Source organism: Mesorhizobium sp. P2_C4 (genome assembly GCF_056404575.1).
In genome coordinates this window covers 140,276-158,502 of sequence record NZ_JBFUDT010000008.1, presented here as the reverse complement: position 1 = coordinate 158,502, position 18,227 = coordinate 140,276, and the positions used below count along the sequence as shown (strand labels likewise).

The window sequence follows — 18,227 nt, the reverse complement described above, 5'->3', positions numbered from 1 at the left end:
CATGAACATCATGCGGCACGCTTTAACCCCACGGGAAGGCGCAGTGTCCTAAAGCCCTCCGGCAGATGCTGCTCGCTGTCCCAAGTGTAGATGCCGGTCAGGTTAATGTGTTCCCAGCTGAGTGGCGAGATGTGCTTCAGCAGCATCTCGGGAATGTTTCTGCCCGCCATTTTCAAGTGTGTGACAGCCCGATCAAGATAGACCGTATTCCAATGCACGATCGCGCTGACAACGAGATTGAGGCCAGATGCCCGGAAGGCCTGACTTTCGAACGACCGATCGCGGATTTCGCCTCGCTCATGGAAAAACACCGCGCGTTTGAGCTTGTGCGCGGCCTCACCTTTGTTGAGTCCGGCTTGGCAGCGCCGGCGCAATGCCGGGCTCGAGTACCATTCGATCATGAAGAGAGACCGCTCAATACGACCCAGTTCCCGCAGCGCCCTGGCGAGCTGACCTTCCTTTGGCGATGCCGAGAGCTTCTTCAGGATGGTCGACGGCACGACGGATCGCGTCGTGATCGACGCCGCGAGATGAAGAAGATCGTCCCAGTGGTCGAGAATGAGCGTGGTGTTGATCGGCGCCCCGATGTGGTTCGACAGTGCCGGATATGCATCGCCTTTCTCGAACGTGTGGAACTTTCGATCCTTGAGGTTGCGCCGCGGTGCGAACCGCTTGCCGATCAAGGTGAACAATCCGAAGACGTGATCGCTGGCGCCGCCGGTGTCGGTGAAGTGCTCCTGTATTTCGAGAATTGTGTCCTGATCGAATAGTCCGTCGAGAACATAGGCAGCCTATGGCTTGCGAAAACAGCCGAGCCATAAGCTTGATAAACATCGACACAGCATCGTCGGTGAGCTTCTGGCCGAGCTTGATGACCTGTGCCACGATCAAAGCGTGCCGGCGACTCGCATTGAAGTCGTTGGCCAGCCATGCCGGCGTGGCGTTGCCCTCACGGATCATCTGCTCCCACCGTCCCGATGATGTGCGCGCCTGCAATTTCGGATCGATCTCCAACGTCCGCAGGAATGCAATCCGTTCGGTCAGTCCGACTAGGTTGGATGCACCCGGCGCTTCTGGCGCCGATCGCAGCCAATGAAAGCGCGTCTGGCCGATGGCCGGGTCAACCTCCAATAGCTTATCCAATGATTGAAGCGTATCGACCGAAATTTCTTCGAGGAGCGCTCTCTCTGCCCGCCGACGAGCAATTGAGCGGCCCGCGAGCCCTATTCGCTCGATCGTCTCGGTCACCGGAAGCAGGGAACCGCGTTCCCGAAAAGACGCGGCGATGGCTTTCGCAATCCCGAGGCTGTCGTCGGATATTGTTGCCGCTTGAATCGCAGCCAGTAGCGCCGCTCGACGGTCCTCCCCCCGTTGCGCTCTTCGTATCCAGATACATCATCAAGCGCGCGGCGTGGTCGCGACGGGTTTCTTCACGGCGCGCATAGAGCGCGAACGTTCCGAGGTCGGCGCCGACCTGATCGGCAACATACTTTAGCATTGCGCGAGGCGGAGTCTCTCCAGCGGCGAGCACTCTACCTGGGTGGCGCATCAGACAAAGCTGAACAGCAAAGCCGAGCTGATTGTGTTCTCGCCTCCGAAGGCCAATCTCAAGCCTGTCAGCCGACGACAGCGAATAGTGTCGGATGAGGCTGTCCTCATCGGTCGGTACACTGAAAAGTCTATGCCGATCTTGATCTTTGAGAAGCTTCCGTCTGCGCGTCGCCCGACTCCATCACAATACTCGATGGAACGATGACAAACTGGGCGGCACATACGTCAGCCTTGGCTACGGCTATCCACAGAGATCAAGTGCAAGGCGACCGATATCGCACTCGGGTTCTCGATCCGTTCGCCGTTAGCGTACGATTTTGAGCAGTTCTTGTTCCGACCCCGTCTATGGGCTGAAACGCCGGCAGCGAGGTTCTCGACGGTATTCAGGTCCACATCAGCATCGTTGATCGCGACGAGATTTCCTTAGTCCTGCCGAGAAACGAGTCGCAGCCGTTCTGTCTCCTGATCCAACGTTAAGCCATGCGGACGCGCCTCGAGATGTTGGTTTTCCACCGGCGGCAGTTTTGACTTGAATAGTGGAAGCCCTTGGCGGCTCGACATTGAATTGACCCCCGCTGATCGGGCCACCCAGGGTCGGCGCCGATCAGCCTCACGGGGCTCCACCAAAACGCAAATGGAACTTCCTCGGCTGAGTCGAAAAGGCACAAAAACAAGCTTGACAAACTTGTAACTATTTGCAAATTGTCGTCCGGACGGACCTAAGCACCAAGCGCTGGCTATCGATCATGCATCTACCCGGATGCCCGCCTCAAAAAGGCGAGCGGGAGGAGCCGGAGGCTATCATTGTGAATTCAACTACGCCCATTCGAAAACGCGAGCGCCGTCGACAGGCGGTCGAGGCCTATCTGTTTTTGCTTCCGTGGTTTGGTGGCGTGCTGATTTTTACTGCGGGGCCGTTGCTCGCGTCGTTATATCTATCATTCACCAACTTTGACCTCTTGCAGCCCCCTGCTTGGATTGGACTCGAGAACTACGCCGAACTTTTCACAAGCGATCCGCGGTACCTCGGAGCTCTCCGAGTGACTTTTACCTACGTGTTGATCGGCGTCCCTCTCAATCTCGTATTCGCATTGCTGATCGCGGTTCTAATGAACCAAAAGGTCGCGGCGCTCGGGTTGTTTCGCTCGATCTACTATCTCCCCTCCCTCCTAGGCGGGAGCGTCGCCGTAGCGGTCATGTGGCGCCAACTCTTCGGCCGCGAAGGCGCGATCAATGACTTGGTTTCGTTGGTAGGAATAGAGCCTGCAAACTGGATTTCGGATCCAAGATACGCGCTATATACGCTCATTCTCCTGCACGTGTGGCAGTTCGGTTCGGCCATGGTGATCTTCCTTGCTGGCCTTCAGCAAGTACCAAGGGAGCTGTATGAAGCTGCAGAGGTCGACGGTGCAGGTCCCTTGCAGAAATTCAGGAACGTGACGTTTCCTCTTCTGACACCTGTCATCTTCTTCAACCTGGTCCTTGGAATTATAAATTCCTTCCAAGCGTTCACCTCGGCTTACATCGTGAGTGGAGGAAGTGGGGGACCGGCGGACTCCACCCTCTTCTACACGCTGTATCTCTATCAGGAAGGTTTCATGAATTTCCGAATGGGGTACGCGTCGGCGATGGGTTGGATATTGCTGCTGATCATTGGTGCATTCACAGCCTTGAACTTCGTCGCATCCAGCCGTTGGGTCTTCTATGGAGACAAAGATTAATGGCTATCGTTGATGAAACGGTGCGCACCTCGGAACACCCGCTACGGCCGGTGCGATTTAGAACCTCACGCCTGGTAACCTACGCGATTTTGGTCGCTGGCGCCACGCTCATGATCTATCCGTTGTTGTGGATGGTTCTGGGGTCGTTCCGTTCAGACCAAGAGATTTTCTCGAGATCCCTCGCCTTACCCACCACGATAAATTTCTCGAACTTTGTCGACGGTTGGACTGCTACGAGCCCTTCTTTCACCCGTTACTTCCTCAACTCATTCATAATTTGCCTTGGATCTGTGATCGGGAATGTCGTGGCTTGTTCGCTCACGGCATTTGCTTTTGCTCGTCTTGAGTTTCCGATGAAGCGGGCACTCTTCGGCATTATGCTATTGACGTTGATGCTGCCGTCTCACGTGTTGCTCATACCGCAGTACGTCTTGTTCGTGAATCTAGATTGGGTGAACACATATCTGCCTCTGATCGTTCCGAAATTTCTGGCGACGGACGCTTTCTTCATTTTCCTTATGGTTCAGTTCATTCGAAAAATTCCCAAGGAATTGGATGAAGCCGCGAGGGTCGACGGCTGCAGCACCTTCAGAATTTTCGCAAGCATCATCTTTCCGCTGATGCAGCCGGCGATCATCACTACGACCATTTTCACATTCATTTGGACGTACAACGACTTCTTCTCGCAGCTAATCTATCTGACATCACCCGAGATTCTCACTGTCCCCGTAGGTCTGCGTTCGTTGGTCGACTCGTCCGGTGGTTCCTACGGCCAACTGCTCGCGATGTCGGTACTTAGCATGATCCCGGTGTTTGCGGTTTTCCTCTTCTTCCAGCGTCGTCTGGTTGAGGGCATCAGCACGTCCGGTCTGAAGGGTTAGGTTCGGCGCCGCCACAAATCCACACCTGGGAAGTATTCCGAAAAGGAAGGAGGAATTTCCATGAACTCTAAAACTAATTCTCTCTTGATGCCCCTGAACCGACGCCGGTTTCTCGCTGCCGGCGGCGGAGGAATGGCCTTGGCTGCGATGGGCCCGCTATACTCTTTCGCAGCCGAGACCGTTCGATTTGGCATCTTCGGCAATGCTGAAAAACTTGCGATCCGAGGCAAAGCCATCGCACGCTATGCGGAGCTCAATCCGCAGGTAAAGGTTGTCTACGAAGGCGTCCCCAGCGATAGCTGGCCTGATAAGATCGCTGCCATGGTCGCGGGCGGCAACGCGCCGGACGTGATTACCATGGGATATGATGACTTTGGTCAGTACGCAAGACGAGGCGCCATTGAACCCTTGCAAGGGTATACCCCTCACCTTCTGCGGACAAATCTATTTGATGAGCCGGTTCTGCAGCTCGGCTACAGGGAAGGCAAGCTCTTTGGTATACCGATCGCCGTCAGCATTCAGGCCCTTTGCTACAACAAGACAGCACTCGATCGGCTCAAGATGGGACCGCCGCCGGAAAAGTTTACCTATCCAGAATTTGCTAAGTTTTGCGCCGAGATTCATAAGACTGACAAGAAGATCTACGGGAGCCACGACATGGCTTCGCGGATCGAAGACTTCCAGATGTATCTTGTTGCTCAAGGGCACCAGATCTACAATGGTGAGCAACTGGCGGTCACAGCCGATGATGTAGCTGCTTGGCTCGAGATCTGGGATCAAATGCGCAAAACCGGCGCAGCAGTTCCCGCAGACCTGCAAGCCCAGTTTTCGGGTACCGAATGGCCAAACGCTCCCCTTGTTCGTGGTACCGCTGTGTTTGCGCGTATCACATCACAAGACCTGGCAGGCGGGTTCCAAGCTTTGACCAAAGATGAACTCAATCTGATGACGCCCGTGTCACCGAGCTCGGATACCGGACCCGGATATTATCCACGTCCGTCAAGTTCCCTTACGATCAATGCTCGTAGCCAAAACAAAGAAGCTGCGGCGAAACTTATCGACTGGTTTGTGACCGACCCGGAATCGGCGAAGATTCTTGGGCTGATCAGCGGACCTCCCGCGTCGCGGCCTGCATTGGAGACCGTTCTTCAGATGCAAGATCTCAGTGCGGCGGACCAGAAGGTTCTGAAATACAGCCAAGACGCACTGCCTAAGGCAAACAAAGAACCCCAGACACATCGTGCTCAGCGAGCGATGACCGACCTCATGCGCCGGGTCAACGAAAGCGTTGGCTTCGGATCTTCTACAGTCAAAGACGCTGCGCAGGATTTTATCTCGCAAGCGAACGCCATTTTGAAAAGAGCGTGAAGCGAAACGAAAGCCAAGTCCTTGCTCGCAACCGGGCATGGACTTCTTTTCGCGAAGCCGCCAGTCGCGGCGTCGCACGCAACGTTCTTGATTGGGATAAAGTGTATGCTTGACAAAACTGCCACCGAGGACACTTCGGGGGCGCAGAAGTGGTGGGATCAACCGTTTTCGAATATCCAGACGAACATCCAAGAGATTGACGCCACAATGAGTGTCGAGGACACTCTGGATTTCATCGAAGCCCAAGGAGCTGATACCTGGCTTCTGAACGTCGGAGGCATCGAGTCATTTTATCCAACGGATCTTCCGTTCCAGACACGGGTGTCGTTCCTCGCTGACAGGCCCTCACGCGATCTCATCGGTGACGCCTGCAAGGCTGCGGGAAAGAGGAGTATCAGGATTCTCGCGAGAATGGATTTCTCGAAAGTTTCCTCCCGGATAGCCAAGGAACATCCCGAGTGGCTCTTCAAGTCTCCAACTGGCAAATACCAAGTTTACAATACTCTCTATAGCACGTGTCCCTGTGGAGATTATTATCAGGAGCGGTCGCTAGATATCATCGATGAGGTCATTTCCCGATATCCGATTAAGGGGCTTTTTATCAACTGGTTTAAATTCTCGGAGGTGGATTATAGCCGTGTCTACCACGGGGTTTGTCACTGCGAAAAATGCAAAGCAGCCTTTGCTGCCTACGCTGATGGGACAGAACTTCCCGGCGGTCCCCAACATGGCAACTACTCGCTTTGGCTGCGTTTTGCCGCGAAGACAATCCAGGCTCTTGTCGACAAGATATCGAAGCATATCGACGAGCGGTATAAGGACGTAGGCCTGATCATGAGCCGAAAGTCGCCTCTCATCTATTATGAGGCAAACAACGCTTTCGGACGTGATTTTTGGCATCACGCCACATCGGAAGCCGTAAGCGTGTATCGGACAGGAATTCCGGGGGCGGCGGTCCTGGTCAACGCCACGTGCTTCGTGGATATGCCCTACCGGATGGCGGGAGAGCAACCCGAGCACTTTGCACAATATTTGCTACAAGCAATCGCAAGAGGTGGTAACCCTTCGACCTACCTGATGGGTGCGCCAGGCCGCATCCCCTACCCTAACTTGCGGCAAGCCAGCGAAATCCAGCATTTTTTCCAGTCGAACCGCCATATCTATGCCGCCTATCGGCCTGGTTCGCAGATAGCGTTGGTGCGGCCCGACCCATTGCGCAGGGCAGAAGTCGATTACCTGGACGCAGTTTCAGAGTACCGTGGAATCTATAGCTCGCTGAAAGAAAAGCATATTCCTTTCGACGTGGTCGGAGCCGAATGGATTGCGCGGATGGCAAAAACAGGTGACCTCGCTCGCTACACTCTTGTCATTCTACCGGACATTAGAGACATCGGAGTGGAAACTGCAACTTGCTTGGACACGTATGTTGCCGTCGGCGGCGGCCACATAGTCCTGACTGCCAATAGCGCGGTGACGCTGGATGGCGGTGTTGAGCTTGCCACGGCACCATCAGTAATGCGGATCGAGAACCCGACATCCGGCAAGGATTTATGGGCAACCTATATTGCAGAAACACCGCAACTTAACAGCCGCGAGTTTAGGTATGAAGGGCAAATCGTGCCCGTTTTTGGTAGCTATGCAAGTTTCGTATGGAAACCCTGGGCCGAAAAGCTAGGGAACTTGCTTCCGCAAGCGCCATATGGTCCGCCGGAGAAGTGTTACGGCCATATAAGCAGTGAGAAACCAGGAGCGGCTCGCCTGTCAAGCGGCGCGGGATCGGTATTGCAGTTCCCGTGGGCGGTAGGTCGCACTTATCATGAATTTGGCATAACGACGGTCAGAGACTATTTCCTGCGCGCGATTGACGACCTCATTAATACGGAAGTAACGGCTGACCTGCCCGAACAGGTGGAGATGATCGTCGGCCGAATTGATAAAGGTGTCGTCATTCACCTCATCAACCAGTCCGGCTTACGTCGCAAGTCTTTTGGACCTCATGTTCGAGTTTCCGGCGGGATGATTCGCATTCGCAACGGCGCTGGTACCCCCGAGTTCTTGAAATCCCGCTCTGTGCCAAACACTAGTTTGGAAGGAGATTACATGCAGATCGAACTGTCTGACATGGAACTGTTCGAGGTAATCTATGTCCCGACCTCGCGTTGATCGCACCCATCAAAAAAAATGTCACCCAACGAAAGTTAGACCATGGCAAACCTTGAAGTTAAATGTGCTGAAAAGTACTACGGCAGCGTTCACGTTCTGAAGAACATATCCATTTCGATCGACGATGGAGAGTTTGTTGTCCTTGTGGGCCCGTCGGGTTGCGGAAAATCCACGCTTCTAAGGATGATCGCCGGATTGGAAGAAATCAGCGCTGGCGACGTGGTTATTGGCGGCCGCGTTGTCAGTGAACTTCCCGCTAAACAGCGAGACATCGCCATGGTCTTTCAAAACTACGCTCTTTACCCGCATATGACTGTACAGCAAAATATGGGGTTCGCCCTGAAGCTGCGGAGGATGTCGAAAGCCGAAATCGACAGCCGCATTCAAGGTGCAGCCGAAATTCTCGGGCTTAATTCGCTGCTTGGCCGGTATCCTCGCCAACTGTCCGGAGGGCAGCGGCAACGTGTGGCCATGGGACGAGCGATCGTTCGCGATCCATCTGTCTTTCTATTCGATGAGCCTTTGTCTAATCTTGACGCGAAACTGCGCGTGCAAATGCGCGCGGAAATCAAGCAACTGCACCAAAGGCTCAAGACGACTACGGTGTACGTGACGCACGACCAGGTCGAAGCGATGACGATGGCCGACCGGATCGTCGTTCTGCGTGACGGTGTCGTCGAGCAAATCGGCACGCCCCTTGAGCTGTACGACAACCCCGCGAACGAATTTGTTGCAGGCTTCATGGGTAGCCCGGCAATGAATTTTATCAGAGGAGAGCTGACGGCGGCCGGATTTAGGACCTCCGATGGCATCGCCCTTCCTTACCACGGAGAACCTCGGGCTGCGGTGACGTATGGCGTGCGACCCGAACATATCAGAGTTGATCCCGCGGGAGTTCCATTTACCGTCTCAGTCATTGAGCCCATGGGGTCGGAGACGCAAGTCATCGGAAGCATCGGCACCCAAAATGTGACGGCACTCTTCCGCGAACGAATCCATCTATCGCCCGGTGAAACGATCCGCGTTACGCCGGTGGCCACCAATGTACACCTCTTTGACACCGACGGCCGGCGAGCGGCTTGACATACCCTTCGACCTCAACACCCACGACCGACTTGAAGTATCAAAGTGATTACTGCCGAGCGGTGGATGCTCGTTATTTTAGTTTGCTCCACGGCACGCCGGGATCGCGAACGCCCCGTTGGCGTTGGGCTACAGCACGAACGGGTCGCGCCACCTCCGCGCCAAGTTGATTGCCATCTCAACGGCTACGCTAACCACAGCCTTGTTCAAGCGTGGATTTCGCAACACGTTCCTCTTCTGGCATCGGCTTGATTAATCTGGATGCCCTCGCAATGGTCGGGCCACTTCGGCCGGCTTCGCTGCGGGACAGAGATTCAAGGCAGGGTCAGCGGATGGCGCGAAACCGATGTACCGGGACGCCGGGAACATCCACTCGTACTGAGAACACGTCCCCACAGTCATCAGACGCTTCGTAGGGACGCCGCAGACTGGTAAAATAGAGCGTGCGCATATCCACGCCTCCAAAGCAGGGCATCGTTGGGTGCCTTGGGGGTACAGTCATGCTGGTCACAAGGGTCCCCTCGCGATCAAAGCAGTTCAGCCGCCCCGCCGACACGCCTGCACTCCAGTAACGGCCCGCCAGGTCGACAGCGGCGCCATCCGGGCGCCCTTCCGCCTCACTCAACGTAACGATGCGTTTACGGTTTGAGAGCCGGCCGGTGCCTGGATCAAGATCGTGCCTATCCACCCAGCATTGTTTGGAGTCCGAGTGAAACATGGTTCTTCCGTCAGCAGAAAAGGCAAGCCCGTTGGATGTGCCCAGCCCCGTAACTTTGGCCTCGGCCCCACCGTCTGCAGTGACCCTGAAAAGCGCGGCGGTGGAGCCGTCGGCATGCATGCTTCCCACCCAGAATGCGCCGTCCGGGCCGACTTTACCGTCGTTGAGTCGATTGACAGGTCGGTTCGGCGCGTCGTCTGGTTCTGGATCCACCAGAAAAGTCAGCTCACCTGTAGCTGGGTGGAATAGATGGACGCCCGAAACCAGTGCGACGATCAGTCGATCGTCATCGGTCAGGCCGAACGACCCAATTCTCTCTGGGAGTACCCAATCAGATATTGATCCGGAGCTTGTGTCCAGACTGTAGACGCGGCCCACATGGATGTCACACCAAAGCAGCCGCTGGGCTTCGGCATTCCAAACGAGGCTTTCGCCCACCCGACAATGGCTCGACGCTACCTTAACGAAATCCACCTTGGTCCTTTCAGTTGTTTCGTGGGGACGTGCCGAACGGGTCGCTTCCCCGTGCCGGGGACGATGGCAACCAACCCAGAAGTTATCAATATTTATCACTGACAAATATACAAATAGTGACCACCCATCAAGTAGGGCCGTGCCAGCGCCTCCGTCGCAGCGATCGCCGCCATATTGACGATGCCGCGGTTGGTGACCGAGGAAGCCAGATATGCGCCGGCGGCCGCGTGCCCATCAGGGTCAGGACACCGGCAAGGCATTGTTGAACTCCTGGAGCAGCGTTCTGGCGAGGTTCGCCGCCTCATGGTTCGCGAACATCAACAGGTTCGCCTCACCCGTGAGCACATAGCGCTCGTGCAGTTCCGCGTTGATCGCCAGATTTCCCTGCATCTCGCCATCCACCACCAGATCGGGCACTGCCTCCTTTAGCTTCTGATAGACCAGCCGCATCTTCTCGCTGGTCACCCCCGTCGCGCGAGTCGAAATTGGAATAGCGGAGCAAAGCCGCCTTGGTGTCGACATTGAAGCGCTTGGGATGATCGCGCGCCTGCAGCGTGCTCGAGACGATCTCATCGGCGCTTGGATCGATATCGACATAGGTATCGGCGAGGAAAGAACACGCCGCGGCTCATCACAAGCATGGACAGGGCCAGAGCTGCTGGGAATCCTCGGCCAGCCCGATCACCGACTGGATATCGGGGGCATGCTTGATGAACCGGCCCTGCAGCCCGCAGATCAGCGCGTCCGCCTCGCCGCGCTTCACCGCCAACGCCCGATGACAGTGCTATTGGTGCGCACGATGGTCCGCGCCGTGTCCAGCGTCACCCCCTTGCGCCCGATGCGTACTCATGAGCGCCTTCCTTTGATCCAGTTGAAGCTTAGGAGGTCGGCGCTGGTCGTGGTTCACGCAGTGCCCACGTGGTTTCCACGATGCGCGGGACCTAACCCTACAAAACGACATACCTTGCACCTTTGACGCCGGCTGCCATCTTATACAAATGACAAGTCTTGACAAATTCATACAGCTAAGTTTGAAAGGTCTCATCTGCGCTGCTACGGCTTGTGCAGAGGTCGGCCCTTTTCAATTGTTTAAGAGGAGATCCTGATGCCTCCCTATGATGACGGCATACGCGCCATGCTGATGACGATATCGACGGCGACGCTGACGACCGCACTGTTCAAGCGCGGGTTCCGAAACACTTTCATTTCGGGTGTCGGCATTATCAATTCGAAGGCGCCTCGGATGGTAGGCCCTGCCTACACCCTGCGATACATTCCGGCGCGCGAAGACCTGGATATCATCAGCGCCTTCGAGGATCGGGAACACCCTCAGCGCAAAGGCGTGGAGGAGTGCCCGCCTGGGCATGTGTTCGTCATTGACAGCAGAAAAGACCACTCTGCCGCCTCGGCGGGGGGCATCCTTATAACTCGACTATTCAAGCGCGGGGCCGCAGGTGTTGTCACCGATGGGGGTTTCCGCGACACTCCCGATATCGCTACGCTGCCTTTTCCTGCCTACCATGCCGCCCCGGCAGCTCCAACTAATCTGATCCGGCATCACGCCATCGACGTGAATGTTCCCATCGGGTGTGGAGACGTTGCGGTATTCCCTGGCGACATTCTGGTCGGAGATGGCGAGGGTGTTGTCGTTATTCCGCTTCATCTCGCTCGCGAAATTGCTGAGGAAGCATTCGAACAGACCGTGTTCGAGGACTTCGTATATGATAAAGTTGTTGAGGGTTCGTCCATTTTTGGCATTTATCCGCCAGGCCCGGAAGCACTTAAGGAGTTCGCCTCCTGGAGGCTAAAGGCTGGACGGTAAGAAGGAGCAGCCATGCCGGCTTCAGTAACGCAGACGACAACTCGAGAAGCCATCGCCGGTAGATTGAGTGGGATCGTCTACGACCGCATCGTCGATATGATAGCGACCGGCACATTCCCTATCAACACGCGTCTCCCTACGGAACAAGAATTTTCTGAGCGTTTTGAGGCTTCCCGCCCAGTGGTGCGTGAAGCTTTACAGCGTTTGAGAGACGACGGGCTGATAATTTCCCGCCAAGGCTCGGGTTCCTACGTCAAGCGACGGCCCGAAGCAGATGTCCTCCAACTGGTTCCTGTGGGGTCGCTGGCCGACATCCAGCGCTGCTTTGAGTTCCGGGCCGGGTTAGAGCCTGCGGCCGCAGCGCTTGCGGCACTGCGGCGCGAGGATAGCGACCTGGAACGGTTAGCCGCAGCGATGCAAGCACTCGACAAGTGTATCGTCGAGGGCCATTTGGGGGCAGAGGAAGACGGTACTCTCCATGACGAAATCGCGCGTGCCACGCACAATCAATATCATGTCTCCATCCAGACTTCGCTGCACTCCCATATCATCGCTGGTATGAACGTTACCCGTAGCCTAAGTCTGCGCCGCCCTCTGGCGCAACTCACCGCGGTTCAAACCGAGCATGAGCGGATCATCGAGGCCATCCGCCGGCAAGATGCGGACGAAGCGTTCGAGAGCATGAAAGCCCACATCATAAATGCCCGCAGTCGTATGTTCGATGGGACTTGAGCGGCTCTGAGAAAAAGATTCGTACCGTAAGCTGTCAGATCGCTTCGCTGAAGAAACTGGCATATTGATCCTCCTCCAACGCAAAAAAGCGCACGAACATTCGGTGGCTATATACCGCCCCTGCTCGTGTAAGCCGAGGTCGGAATGATGGAGTGTTGGGCGTATTAGGGAACTGCTGGGTTTCAAGGGCAACCGCAGCATGGGCCTTGTAGGCCGCGCCGTCCTTGCCCGACAGGCCCGACCATGAATTGGCTGTGAATACCTGTACGCCGGGTTGATCGGTGCTGAGTGCGAAGGCACGGCCGCTTTCGGGGTCGAGCAAGCATGCCGCGGGAGCGAGGCGGCCGTTGGCGTGGTTTCTCAGGCACAGATTATGCGCATAGCCAGACCCGGTCCGGTCGATGTTCCGCCCGATGGCCGTCGCCTCCCTGAAGTCGAAAGGTGTCGCGGCGACGGACAGTAAGCGTCCCGTTGGCAGGCCGTCTTTTCCCTTGGGGGTATAGGCATCGGCGGCAACCTTCATCACATGGCCTGTCACAGGTCCCGATTGGTGCCCCGCCAGGTTCCAGTAGCCGTGGAAGATCATGTTGATATACGTGTCCGCGTCGCACACCGCCGACATCTCGATCGAAAGAGCCGCGTCGTCGGTTAGGGAGTATGTGACTTGCGCGCGCAACTGCCCTGGCCACCCCTGGTCTCCATCCTCGCTCTTAAGCGTCAGGATTACAGCGTCGCTGCCTTGACGCTCGCCGTGCCAGTGGCGGGTGCCGAAATGGCCTTTGCCACCGTGCATCGTGTGCTCGCCGTCGTTCCGGGACAGATGAAAGATCCTGCCGCCGATTTCTATTCGGCCGTGGCCAATGCGGTTTCCATACCGCCCCAGGACGGCCCCCATCGTCCCGCCACGCTGCCTATAGTCGGCGGCGCGGTCGAATCCGGGCGCCACGTCGACGGTCTGGCCCCTCCGATCCGGGACGAGGCATCGCCTCAGGCACGCTCCGTATTCGATCACCTCGATGGTGATCCCGCCGCGTTGGATAATGAAACCCTCATCGTCAGTCATGGCGCCCTTACTTTTCAAACCATTCTTACTTGGAGGCATGCGAAATGCCGAATGGTAATTTACAATTCTTGACATATTTGACACTACTAGGCAGCGAATATTTGCGGATCCAAGAGGTACAGCATGCCGGAAGCCAGGGAGCGCAGCACGCTCAAGCTTGCCATCGTCGGCGGATCGGGACGGGTGGGATCGGCGCTGAGGCGAGAACTGGCCCCCCTTGTCGGCTCCATCGCGATCCTCGACCTGTTGGAGCCCTCGACCCTGGCGGATAACGAGATATTCCTCAGGCTGGATCTCCAGGACGTGGGTGGACTTCGCGACGCTTTTGCCGGGTTGGACGGGGTGGTTCATCTTGCGGGCATCCCCAAGGAGGCGCCGCTTGAGGACATTCTGCGCGTCAACGTAGCGGGGACGACAAACGTTTACGAGGCGGCTCGGGCAGCCGGTGTTCCCCGCGTCGTTCTCGGGTCCAGCAACCATGCGGTTGGCTATTACCCGCGCGACGTCGTGGTCTCCCCTGATTCACCAATGCGTCCCGATGGGCTTTATGGTCTGTCCAAGTGCTGGGGCGAGCTCGTTGCCGGGCTGTATTATGACAAATACGGCATTCGCAGCCTCATCGTGCGGATCGGCAATGCGGCCGCCCATCCCCGGACAAGGCGCGCTCTCGAGGTCTGGTTGAGCCCGGCCGACATGTGTCAGCTCACGCTTTTGGGTCTGACCCACCCAGATGTCGATGCCACGACAGTTTTCGGCGTATCGGGCGGCGGCGGCTCGTGGTGGGATAATGCCGCCGCGGCGAAGCTCGGTTATCGTCCGTGCGACATCATCGCCGACCATGCTCCCGCCGCGCTCGCGCAGGATGACGAGAACGGCATTGCCCAGCATTTCCAAGGCGGACGCTTCGCGGCGGCGGGGCATCGGGGGGGCATCAGACGACGATAGACAGGCGCGAGCCGAGGGACGGCGGGGCTTCGCTCCGAACGCCGATGCGACTGGCCGGGGACCTCTCCTTATGCGGCGTCCGTGGCGTGTTCGTGCAGCGCGGGGGACGAGGCCAGCAAGGCACGGGTGTAGTCGTGCTGAGGATTAGGGAAAATGTCCTCGGTCCTCCCCGCTTCAACGAAGACACCCCGGTGCATGACGGCAACTTTCGTGGCGACCAGCCGCACGAGGGCAAGGTCATGCGATATGAAGATATAGGCAAGGTTCAGCCGCTCCTGCAGCGACATGAGAACCTGGATCACCTGCGCCTGAACCGAAACGTCGAGCGCGGAAACCGGCTCGTCCAGGATCAGGATCTCCGGTTGCAGAGCCAAGGCACGCGCAATAGCGATACGCTGGCGCTGACCGCCCGAAAGCTGATTTGGGTAGCTTGCGGCGAGGTGTTGAGGCAGGTTCACCTGCTTGAGCAATTCGCCGATGCGAGCAGGCCTCTCTGCCTTGCCAACGGCGCCAGCATGGATTTCCCAAGGCTCCGAAATGAGTTCGGCGACAGTTTTGCGCGGATGCAGGGAGGCGTAGGGATCTTGGAAAACCATCGCCAGATGACGACGCTGATTCCGCATCTGGCCTGACGAAAGCCCGACCAGATCGAGACCCTTGAAAAGGACTGCACCGCTGTCGGGCTGAACGAGCCGCAGCAGCGTGCGCGCCAAGGTGGACTTGCCCGAGCCGGATTCGCCGACAATCGCAAGGCACTCGCCGGCCTCGAGCGAGAAACTGATGCCGCCAACGGCGATCACGGGACCGTGCTTGTTTTTGCCGCGCGGACCAAAAGACTTGTAGAGGTCACGAATCTCGAGAAGGGGCGCTGTCGTTGATGTGGCGATCATCTTCGTATCCAATCAATCAAACGATAAGGACCGGCTCTTTGAGCGAAGTGGTCCTAGAACCGCCCCCGGGACCGTCGGTCACGAACTCTTCGGGGATCGGCTGGAGGTCGCGCCAGCTTTTCGCGCGCCCTGGATGCGCCGACAGCAACGCGCGCGTGTAGGCATGTCGAGGGTTGAGGAATATCGTCTCCGTTGCCCCTTCCTCGACGATCTGGCCGTCATACATGACCACCATCCTGTCCGAAACCTGGCGCGCGACTGCGAGGTCATGCGTCACGAAGACCAGGCCCATCCCGGTATCGTTCTGGAGCGATTTGAGCAGATCCAGAATTCCGGCCTGAACGGTGACGTCCAGAGCGGTGGTCGGTTCGTCGGCGATCAGCAATTTGGGCTTCATTCCAACGGCAAGCGCGATGCAGATGCGCTGCCGCATACCGCCGGAGAATTGATGCGGGTAATCGTGGTAGCGGGTCTCCGGCTCGCGAATGCCGACCTGACGCATGAGCTCGATTGCGTGCGCTTTTGCCTGACCGCTCGGCTGTCCCAGACGCACAGTCAGGATTTCCTTGAGCTGCGACCCCACCGAATAGACCGGGTTGAGGCCGTCGAGGGCGTCCTGGAACACCATTGCGACACCCACGCCCCGTATTTCACGAAGGGCCTCTTCGCTTCGACCCACGACCTGTTTGCCGTCGAACATGATGCTGCCGTGGACAACGCCAGGTTCATCGACCAAGCCCAATATGGATCGTCCCAGCACGGTTTTTCCAGAGCCGCTTGCCCCGACCAGGGCGACGGACTCTCCCTGCCGGACGGAAAACGTTACGTCGCGGACTGCCGATACGCTTTTGAATCGGGTCTCGAACGTGACGTTCAGACCTGAGATTTCGAGAAGCGCGCTCATTGGCTTTTGCCTTTGTCGGTTTTTGGCTTTCGCGCAAAGAGGATGTTCTGCGTGGGGTCCTCAACCGCCCGGAGCCAGTTTGAAAGAATGCTGGCGGAGAGGGCGGTGAGAACGATGACGAACCCGGGGAATATCGCCACGAACCAAGCCGTCTTGAGGTAGGCCTTGCCGTCGGCCACCATCATTCCCCAGTCCACGTCGGGTCGCTGCAGGCCGATGCCAAGGAATGTGAGGCTGGCGGCGGCCAGAATTACCATGGCAACCTCGAGCACTGCCAGCGTGCGGATCGTCGGGAAGACCAGGGGCGCGATCTCTCGCGTCATGATGCGCCAGTGGGAAGCCCCCATGGACCTTGCCACTTCAACGAACGTCCGTTCCTTTATTTCGACGGTTTGGGCGCGCGCTGTCCGCAGATAGACCGGAATGCGCGTGATGCCGAGAACGATGATGACGTTCAGGATGCTGGGCTGAAGGATAAAGAGCACCACCAGGGCGAGCAGTATCGAGGGGACGGTGTGGAGGATATCGGCGATGCGGAGCAGTGCATTGTCCACCCAGCCGCCGAAATAGCCTGCGACAAGACCAATGGCGTACCCAATCAGCGAAGAGCCCCCGACTGCGAATAACGCGATGATCATCGACGTCCGCGCGCCCAACACCAACTGCAGGAGAAGCGGCCGGCCCAGGCTGTCGGCGCCGAGGATGAACTCGATCCCTTGCCGGAGCTGAAAGGGCGGGAAGAAGCGCAGGCTCAGATCCTGCAGATTGGCCTTCTCGGCGACAAGGGGCGGACCGACAAGGGCAACCAGCACGATGATCGCGAGCCAGATTGTCGAAGCGATGACCATCGGCGAGGCCGTGAACATTTGCCAACGCTCGCTGCGCTCGAACCAGGATCTCGTCTTCTGACCAAGGGATGGCGGCATGTTGATCTCGGGTTTCATGACAGTCGCACCCGCGGGTCCACGACCACATAGACCAAGTCGATGAGGAGATTGAGCAGCACTACCGCAACACCGACCACGACAATGCATGCCTGCAGGACCGGGAAGTCGCGCGCGAGCACCGCTCCGATAATTGCCTTCCCAATGCCGGGAAAGGCGAACACCACGCTGACGATCACAGCGCCATTGACCATGCTGGCGGCGATATCGCCGGCGACGGCAATGATCGGCAAGGCGGCATTGCGGAGCGCGTGGCGATAGAGAATGCGCGTCGAACCGAAGCCGCGCGCCCGCGCATTGCGCACGAAGCCGGAACTCAAGACCTCGATCATCGCCCCGCGCGTGATCTGGGTGAGGATGCCGATTGGACCGAGGCTGACGGTCGCCACCGGCAGGATCCATGATTTCCAACTGCCTGCGCCCGACGTCGGCACCAAGCGATAAAGGATTGCGAACACCAGGATGCTGACCATCGCAAACCAAAAGGCTGGAATGCTGCCCGTGATTAGCGTCACGATGGTGATGATGCGATCGGCAAGGCGGAATCGGAACGCGGCGGCGGCGATGCCGAGGATGACAGCGATGACGACGGAGACGGTCATCGCCAAGAGGGTCAGCAGGAGGGTGGCAGGCATCTCGCTGAGCGCGATCTGAAGCGCTGGGCGCTGCTGCCAGATCGACATGCCGAAATCGCCGCGCACCGCGTTCGACAGGAATATCCACAACTGCTCTATCAGCGGCCGGTCGAGCCCATATGCCCGACTGAAGGAATCGAGTTGGGCAGGCGACGCACCCTCCGGAAAGAACAGGTCGACGGGCGATCCGGTCAGCCTCGCGAGGAAGAAGACGAGAACCACGACACCCAGGATGGTGATGAGGCCCGACAGCAGGCGTCTGCGGACGAAGGTTAGCACAGCATGAACTCCTGGTGGATGGGTGCCCGTGAAGCCGGGCACCCAAGAGTTTTG

The 18,227-nt window shown here is 57.5% G+C and carries 16 protein-coding genes and 1 pseudogene; 8 read left to right on the top strand and 9 right to left on the bottom strand.

Annotated features, from left to right (window positions below; genetic code table 11):
- Positions 1 to 8: 8 nt before the first annotated feature.
- Positions 9 to 1,714 (bottom strand): annotated as a pseudogene (locus AC1DX6_RS25790) (Tn3 family transposase); the annotation flags it as partial.
- Positions 1,715 to 2,297: 583 nt separating this feature from the next.
- On the opposite strand from AC1DX6_RS25790, the gene AC1DX6_RS25785 reads away from it, so the two are divergent.
- The 5 genes from AC1DX6_RS25785 (at position 2,298) to AC1DX6_RS25765 (ending at position 8,767) form a co-directional block, all read left to right on the top strand.
- Positions 2,298 to 3,272, top strand: coding sequence for a carbohydrate ABC transporter permease (locus AC1DX6_RS25785; RefSeq protein ID WP_477318563.1), 975 nt, complete (start codon positions 2,298 to 2,300; stop codon positions 3,270 to 3,272).
- On the top strand, positions 3,272 to 4,153 hold the full coding sequence (locus AC1DX6_RS25780; RefSeq protein WP_477318561.1) for a carbohydrate ABC transporter permease: 882 nt from the start codon (positions 3,272 to 3,274) through the stop codon (positions 4,151 to 4,153). Before AC1DX6_RS25785 ends, AC1DX6_RS25780 begins: the two co-directional genes overlap by 1 nt.
- Before the next feature lie 60 nt (positions 4,154 to 4,213).
- Positions 4,214 to 5,521, top strand: coding sequence for an ABC transporter substrate-binding protein (locus AC1DX6_RS25775; RefSeq protein WP_477318559.1), 1,308 nt, complete (start codon positions 4,214 to 4,216; stop codon positions 5,519 to 5,521).
- A gap of 105 nt (positions 5,522 to 5,626) precedes the next feature.
- Complete coding sequence (locus tag AC1DX6_RS25770) at positions 5,627 to 7,684, top strand: alpha-amylase family protein (protein WP_477318557.1); 2,058 nt, start codon at positions 5,627 to 5,629, stop codon at positions 7,682 to 7,684.
- A gap of 42 nt (positions 7,685 to 7,726) precedes the next feature.
- On the top strand, positions 7,727 to 8,767 hold the full coding sequence (locus AC1DX6_RS25765) for an ABC transporter ATP-binding protein (RefSeq protein ID WP_477318555.1): 1,041 nt from the start codon (positions 7,727 to 7,729) through the stop codon (positions 8,765 to 8,767).
- A gap of 325 nt (positions 8,768 to 9,092) precedes the next feature.
- On the opposite strand, the gene AC1DX6_RS25760 is transcribed toward AC1DX6_RS25765, so the two are convergent.
- The 3 genes from AC1DX6_RS25760 to AC1DX6_RS25750 all read right to left on the bottom strand — a co-directional run bounded on the left by AC1DX6_RS25760 (position 9,093) and on the right by AC1DX6_RS25750 (position 10,722).
- Positions 9,093 to 9,959 (bottom strand): SMP-30/gluconolactonase/LRE family protein, encoded by an 867-nt coding sequence (locus AC1DX6_RS25760; protein ID WP_477318553.1) that lies wholly within the window; start codon positions 9,957 to 9,959, stop codon positions 9,093 to 9,095.
- A gap of 240 nt (positions 9,960 to 10,199) precedes the next feature.
- Positions 10,200 to 10,424 carry a phosphate acyltransferase gene (locus AC1DX6_RS25755; protein ID WP_477318551.1) on the bottom strand — a complete coding sequence of 75 codons (225 nt, stop codon included), beginning with the start codon at positions 10,422 to 10,424 and terminating at the stop codon, positions 10,200 to 10,202.
- Positions 10,425 to 10,590: 166 nt separating this feature from the next.
- Positions 10,591 to 10,722 carry a hypothetical protein gene (locus tag AC1DX6_RS25750; RefSeq protein WP_477318549.1) on the bottom strand — a complete coding sequence of 44 codons (132 nt, stop codon included), beginning with the start codon at positions 10,720 to 10,722 and terminating at the stop codon, positions 10,591 to 10,593.
- Between the two features lie 342 nt (positions 10,723 to 11,064).
- On the opposite strand from AC1DX6_RS25750, the gene AC1DX6_RS25745 reads away from it, so the two are divergent.
- Positions 11,065 to 11,781, top strand: coding sequence for a ribonuclease activity regulator RraA (locus AC1DX6_RS25745; protein ID WP_477318547.1), 717 nt, complete (start codon positions 11,065 to 11,067; stop codon positions 11,779 to 11,781).
- Positions 11,782 to 11,793: 12 nt separating this feature from the next.
- Positions 11,794 to 12,513: a FadR/GntR family transcriptional regulator gene (locus AC1DX6_RS25740; protein WP_477318545.1), complete on the top strand. Its 720-nt coding sequence runs from the start codon at positions 11,794 to 11,796 to the stop codon at positions 12,511 to 12,513.
- A 34-nt stretch (positions 12,514 to 12,547) separates the two neighbouring features.
- On the opposite strand, the gene AC1DX6_RS25735 is transcribed toward AC1DX6_RS25740, so the two are convergent.
- Positions 12,548 to 13,576: an aldose epimerase family protein gene (locus AC1DX6_RS25735; RefSeq protein ID WP_477318543.1), complete on the bottom strand. Its 1,029-nt coding sequence runs from the start codon at positions 13,574 to 13,576 to the stop codon at positions 12,548 to 12,550.
- Positions 13,577 to 13,699: 123 nt separating this feature from the next.
- On the opposite strand from AC1DX6_RS25735, the gene AC1DX6_RS25730 reads away from it, so the two are divergent.
- Positions 13,700 to 14,521 (top strand): NAD-dependent epimerase/dehydratase family protein, encoded by an 822-nt coding sequence (locus AC1DX6_RS25730; RefSeq protein WP_477318541.1) that lies wholly within the window; start codon positions 13,700 to 13,702, stop codon positions 14,519 to 14,521.
- A gap of 68 nt (positions 14,522 to 14,589) precedes the next feature.
- On the opposite strand, the gene AC1DX6_RS25725 is transcribed toward AC1DX6_RS25730, so the two are convergent.
- From AC1DX6_RS25725 to AC1DX6_RS25710, 4 genes are read right to left on the bottom strand one after another with little or no spacing between them, the layout of a single operon-like run.
- Positions 14,590 to 15,411, bottom strand: a complete 822-nt coding sequence (locus tag AC1DX6_RS25725) for an ATP-binding cassette domain-containing protein (RefSeq protein WP_477318539.1) — start codon at positions 15,409 to 15,411, stop codon at positions 14,590 to 14,592.
- A 16-nt stretch (positions 15,412 to 15,427) separates the two neighbouring features.
- Positions 15,428 to 16,315, bottom strand: a complete 888-nt coding sequence (locus AC1DX6_RS25720; protein ID WP_477318537.1) for an ABC transporter ATP-binding protein — start codon at positions 16,313 to 16,315, stop codon at positions 15,428 to 15,430.
- On the bottom strand, positions 16,312 to 17,259 hold the full coding sequence (locus tag AC1DX6_RS25715) for an ABC transporter permease (protein WP_477318535.1): 948 nt from the start codon (positions 17,257 to 17,259) through the stop codon (positions 16,312 to 16,314). Before AC1DX6_RS25715 ends, AC1DX6_RS25720 begins: the two co-directional genes overlap by 4 nt.
- Positions 17,256 to 18,215 carry an ABC transporter permease gene (locus AC1DX6_RS25710; protein WP_477318533.1) on the bottom strand — a complete coding sequence of 320 codons (960 nt, stop codon included), beginning with the start codon at positions 18,213 to 18,215 and terminating at the stop codon, positions 17,256 to 17,258. The genes AC1DX6_RS25715 and AC1DX6_RS25710 overlap by 4 nt, the downstream gene beginning before the upstream one ends.
- Positions 18,216 to 18,227 lie beyond the last annotated feature (12 nt).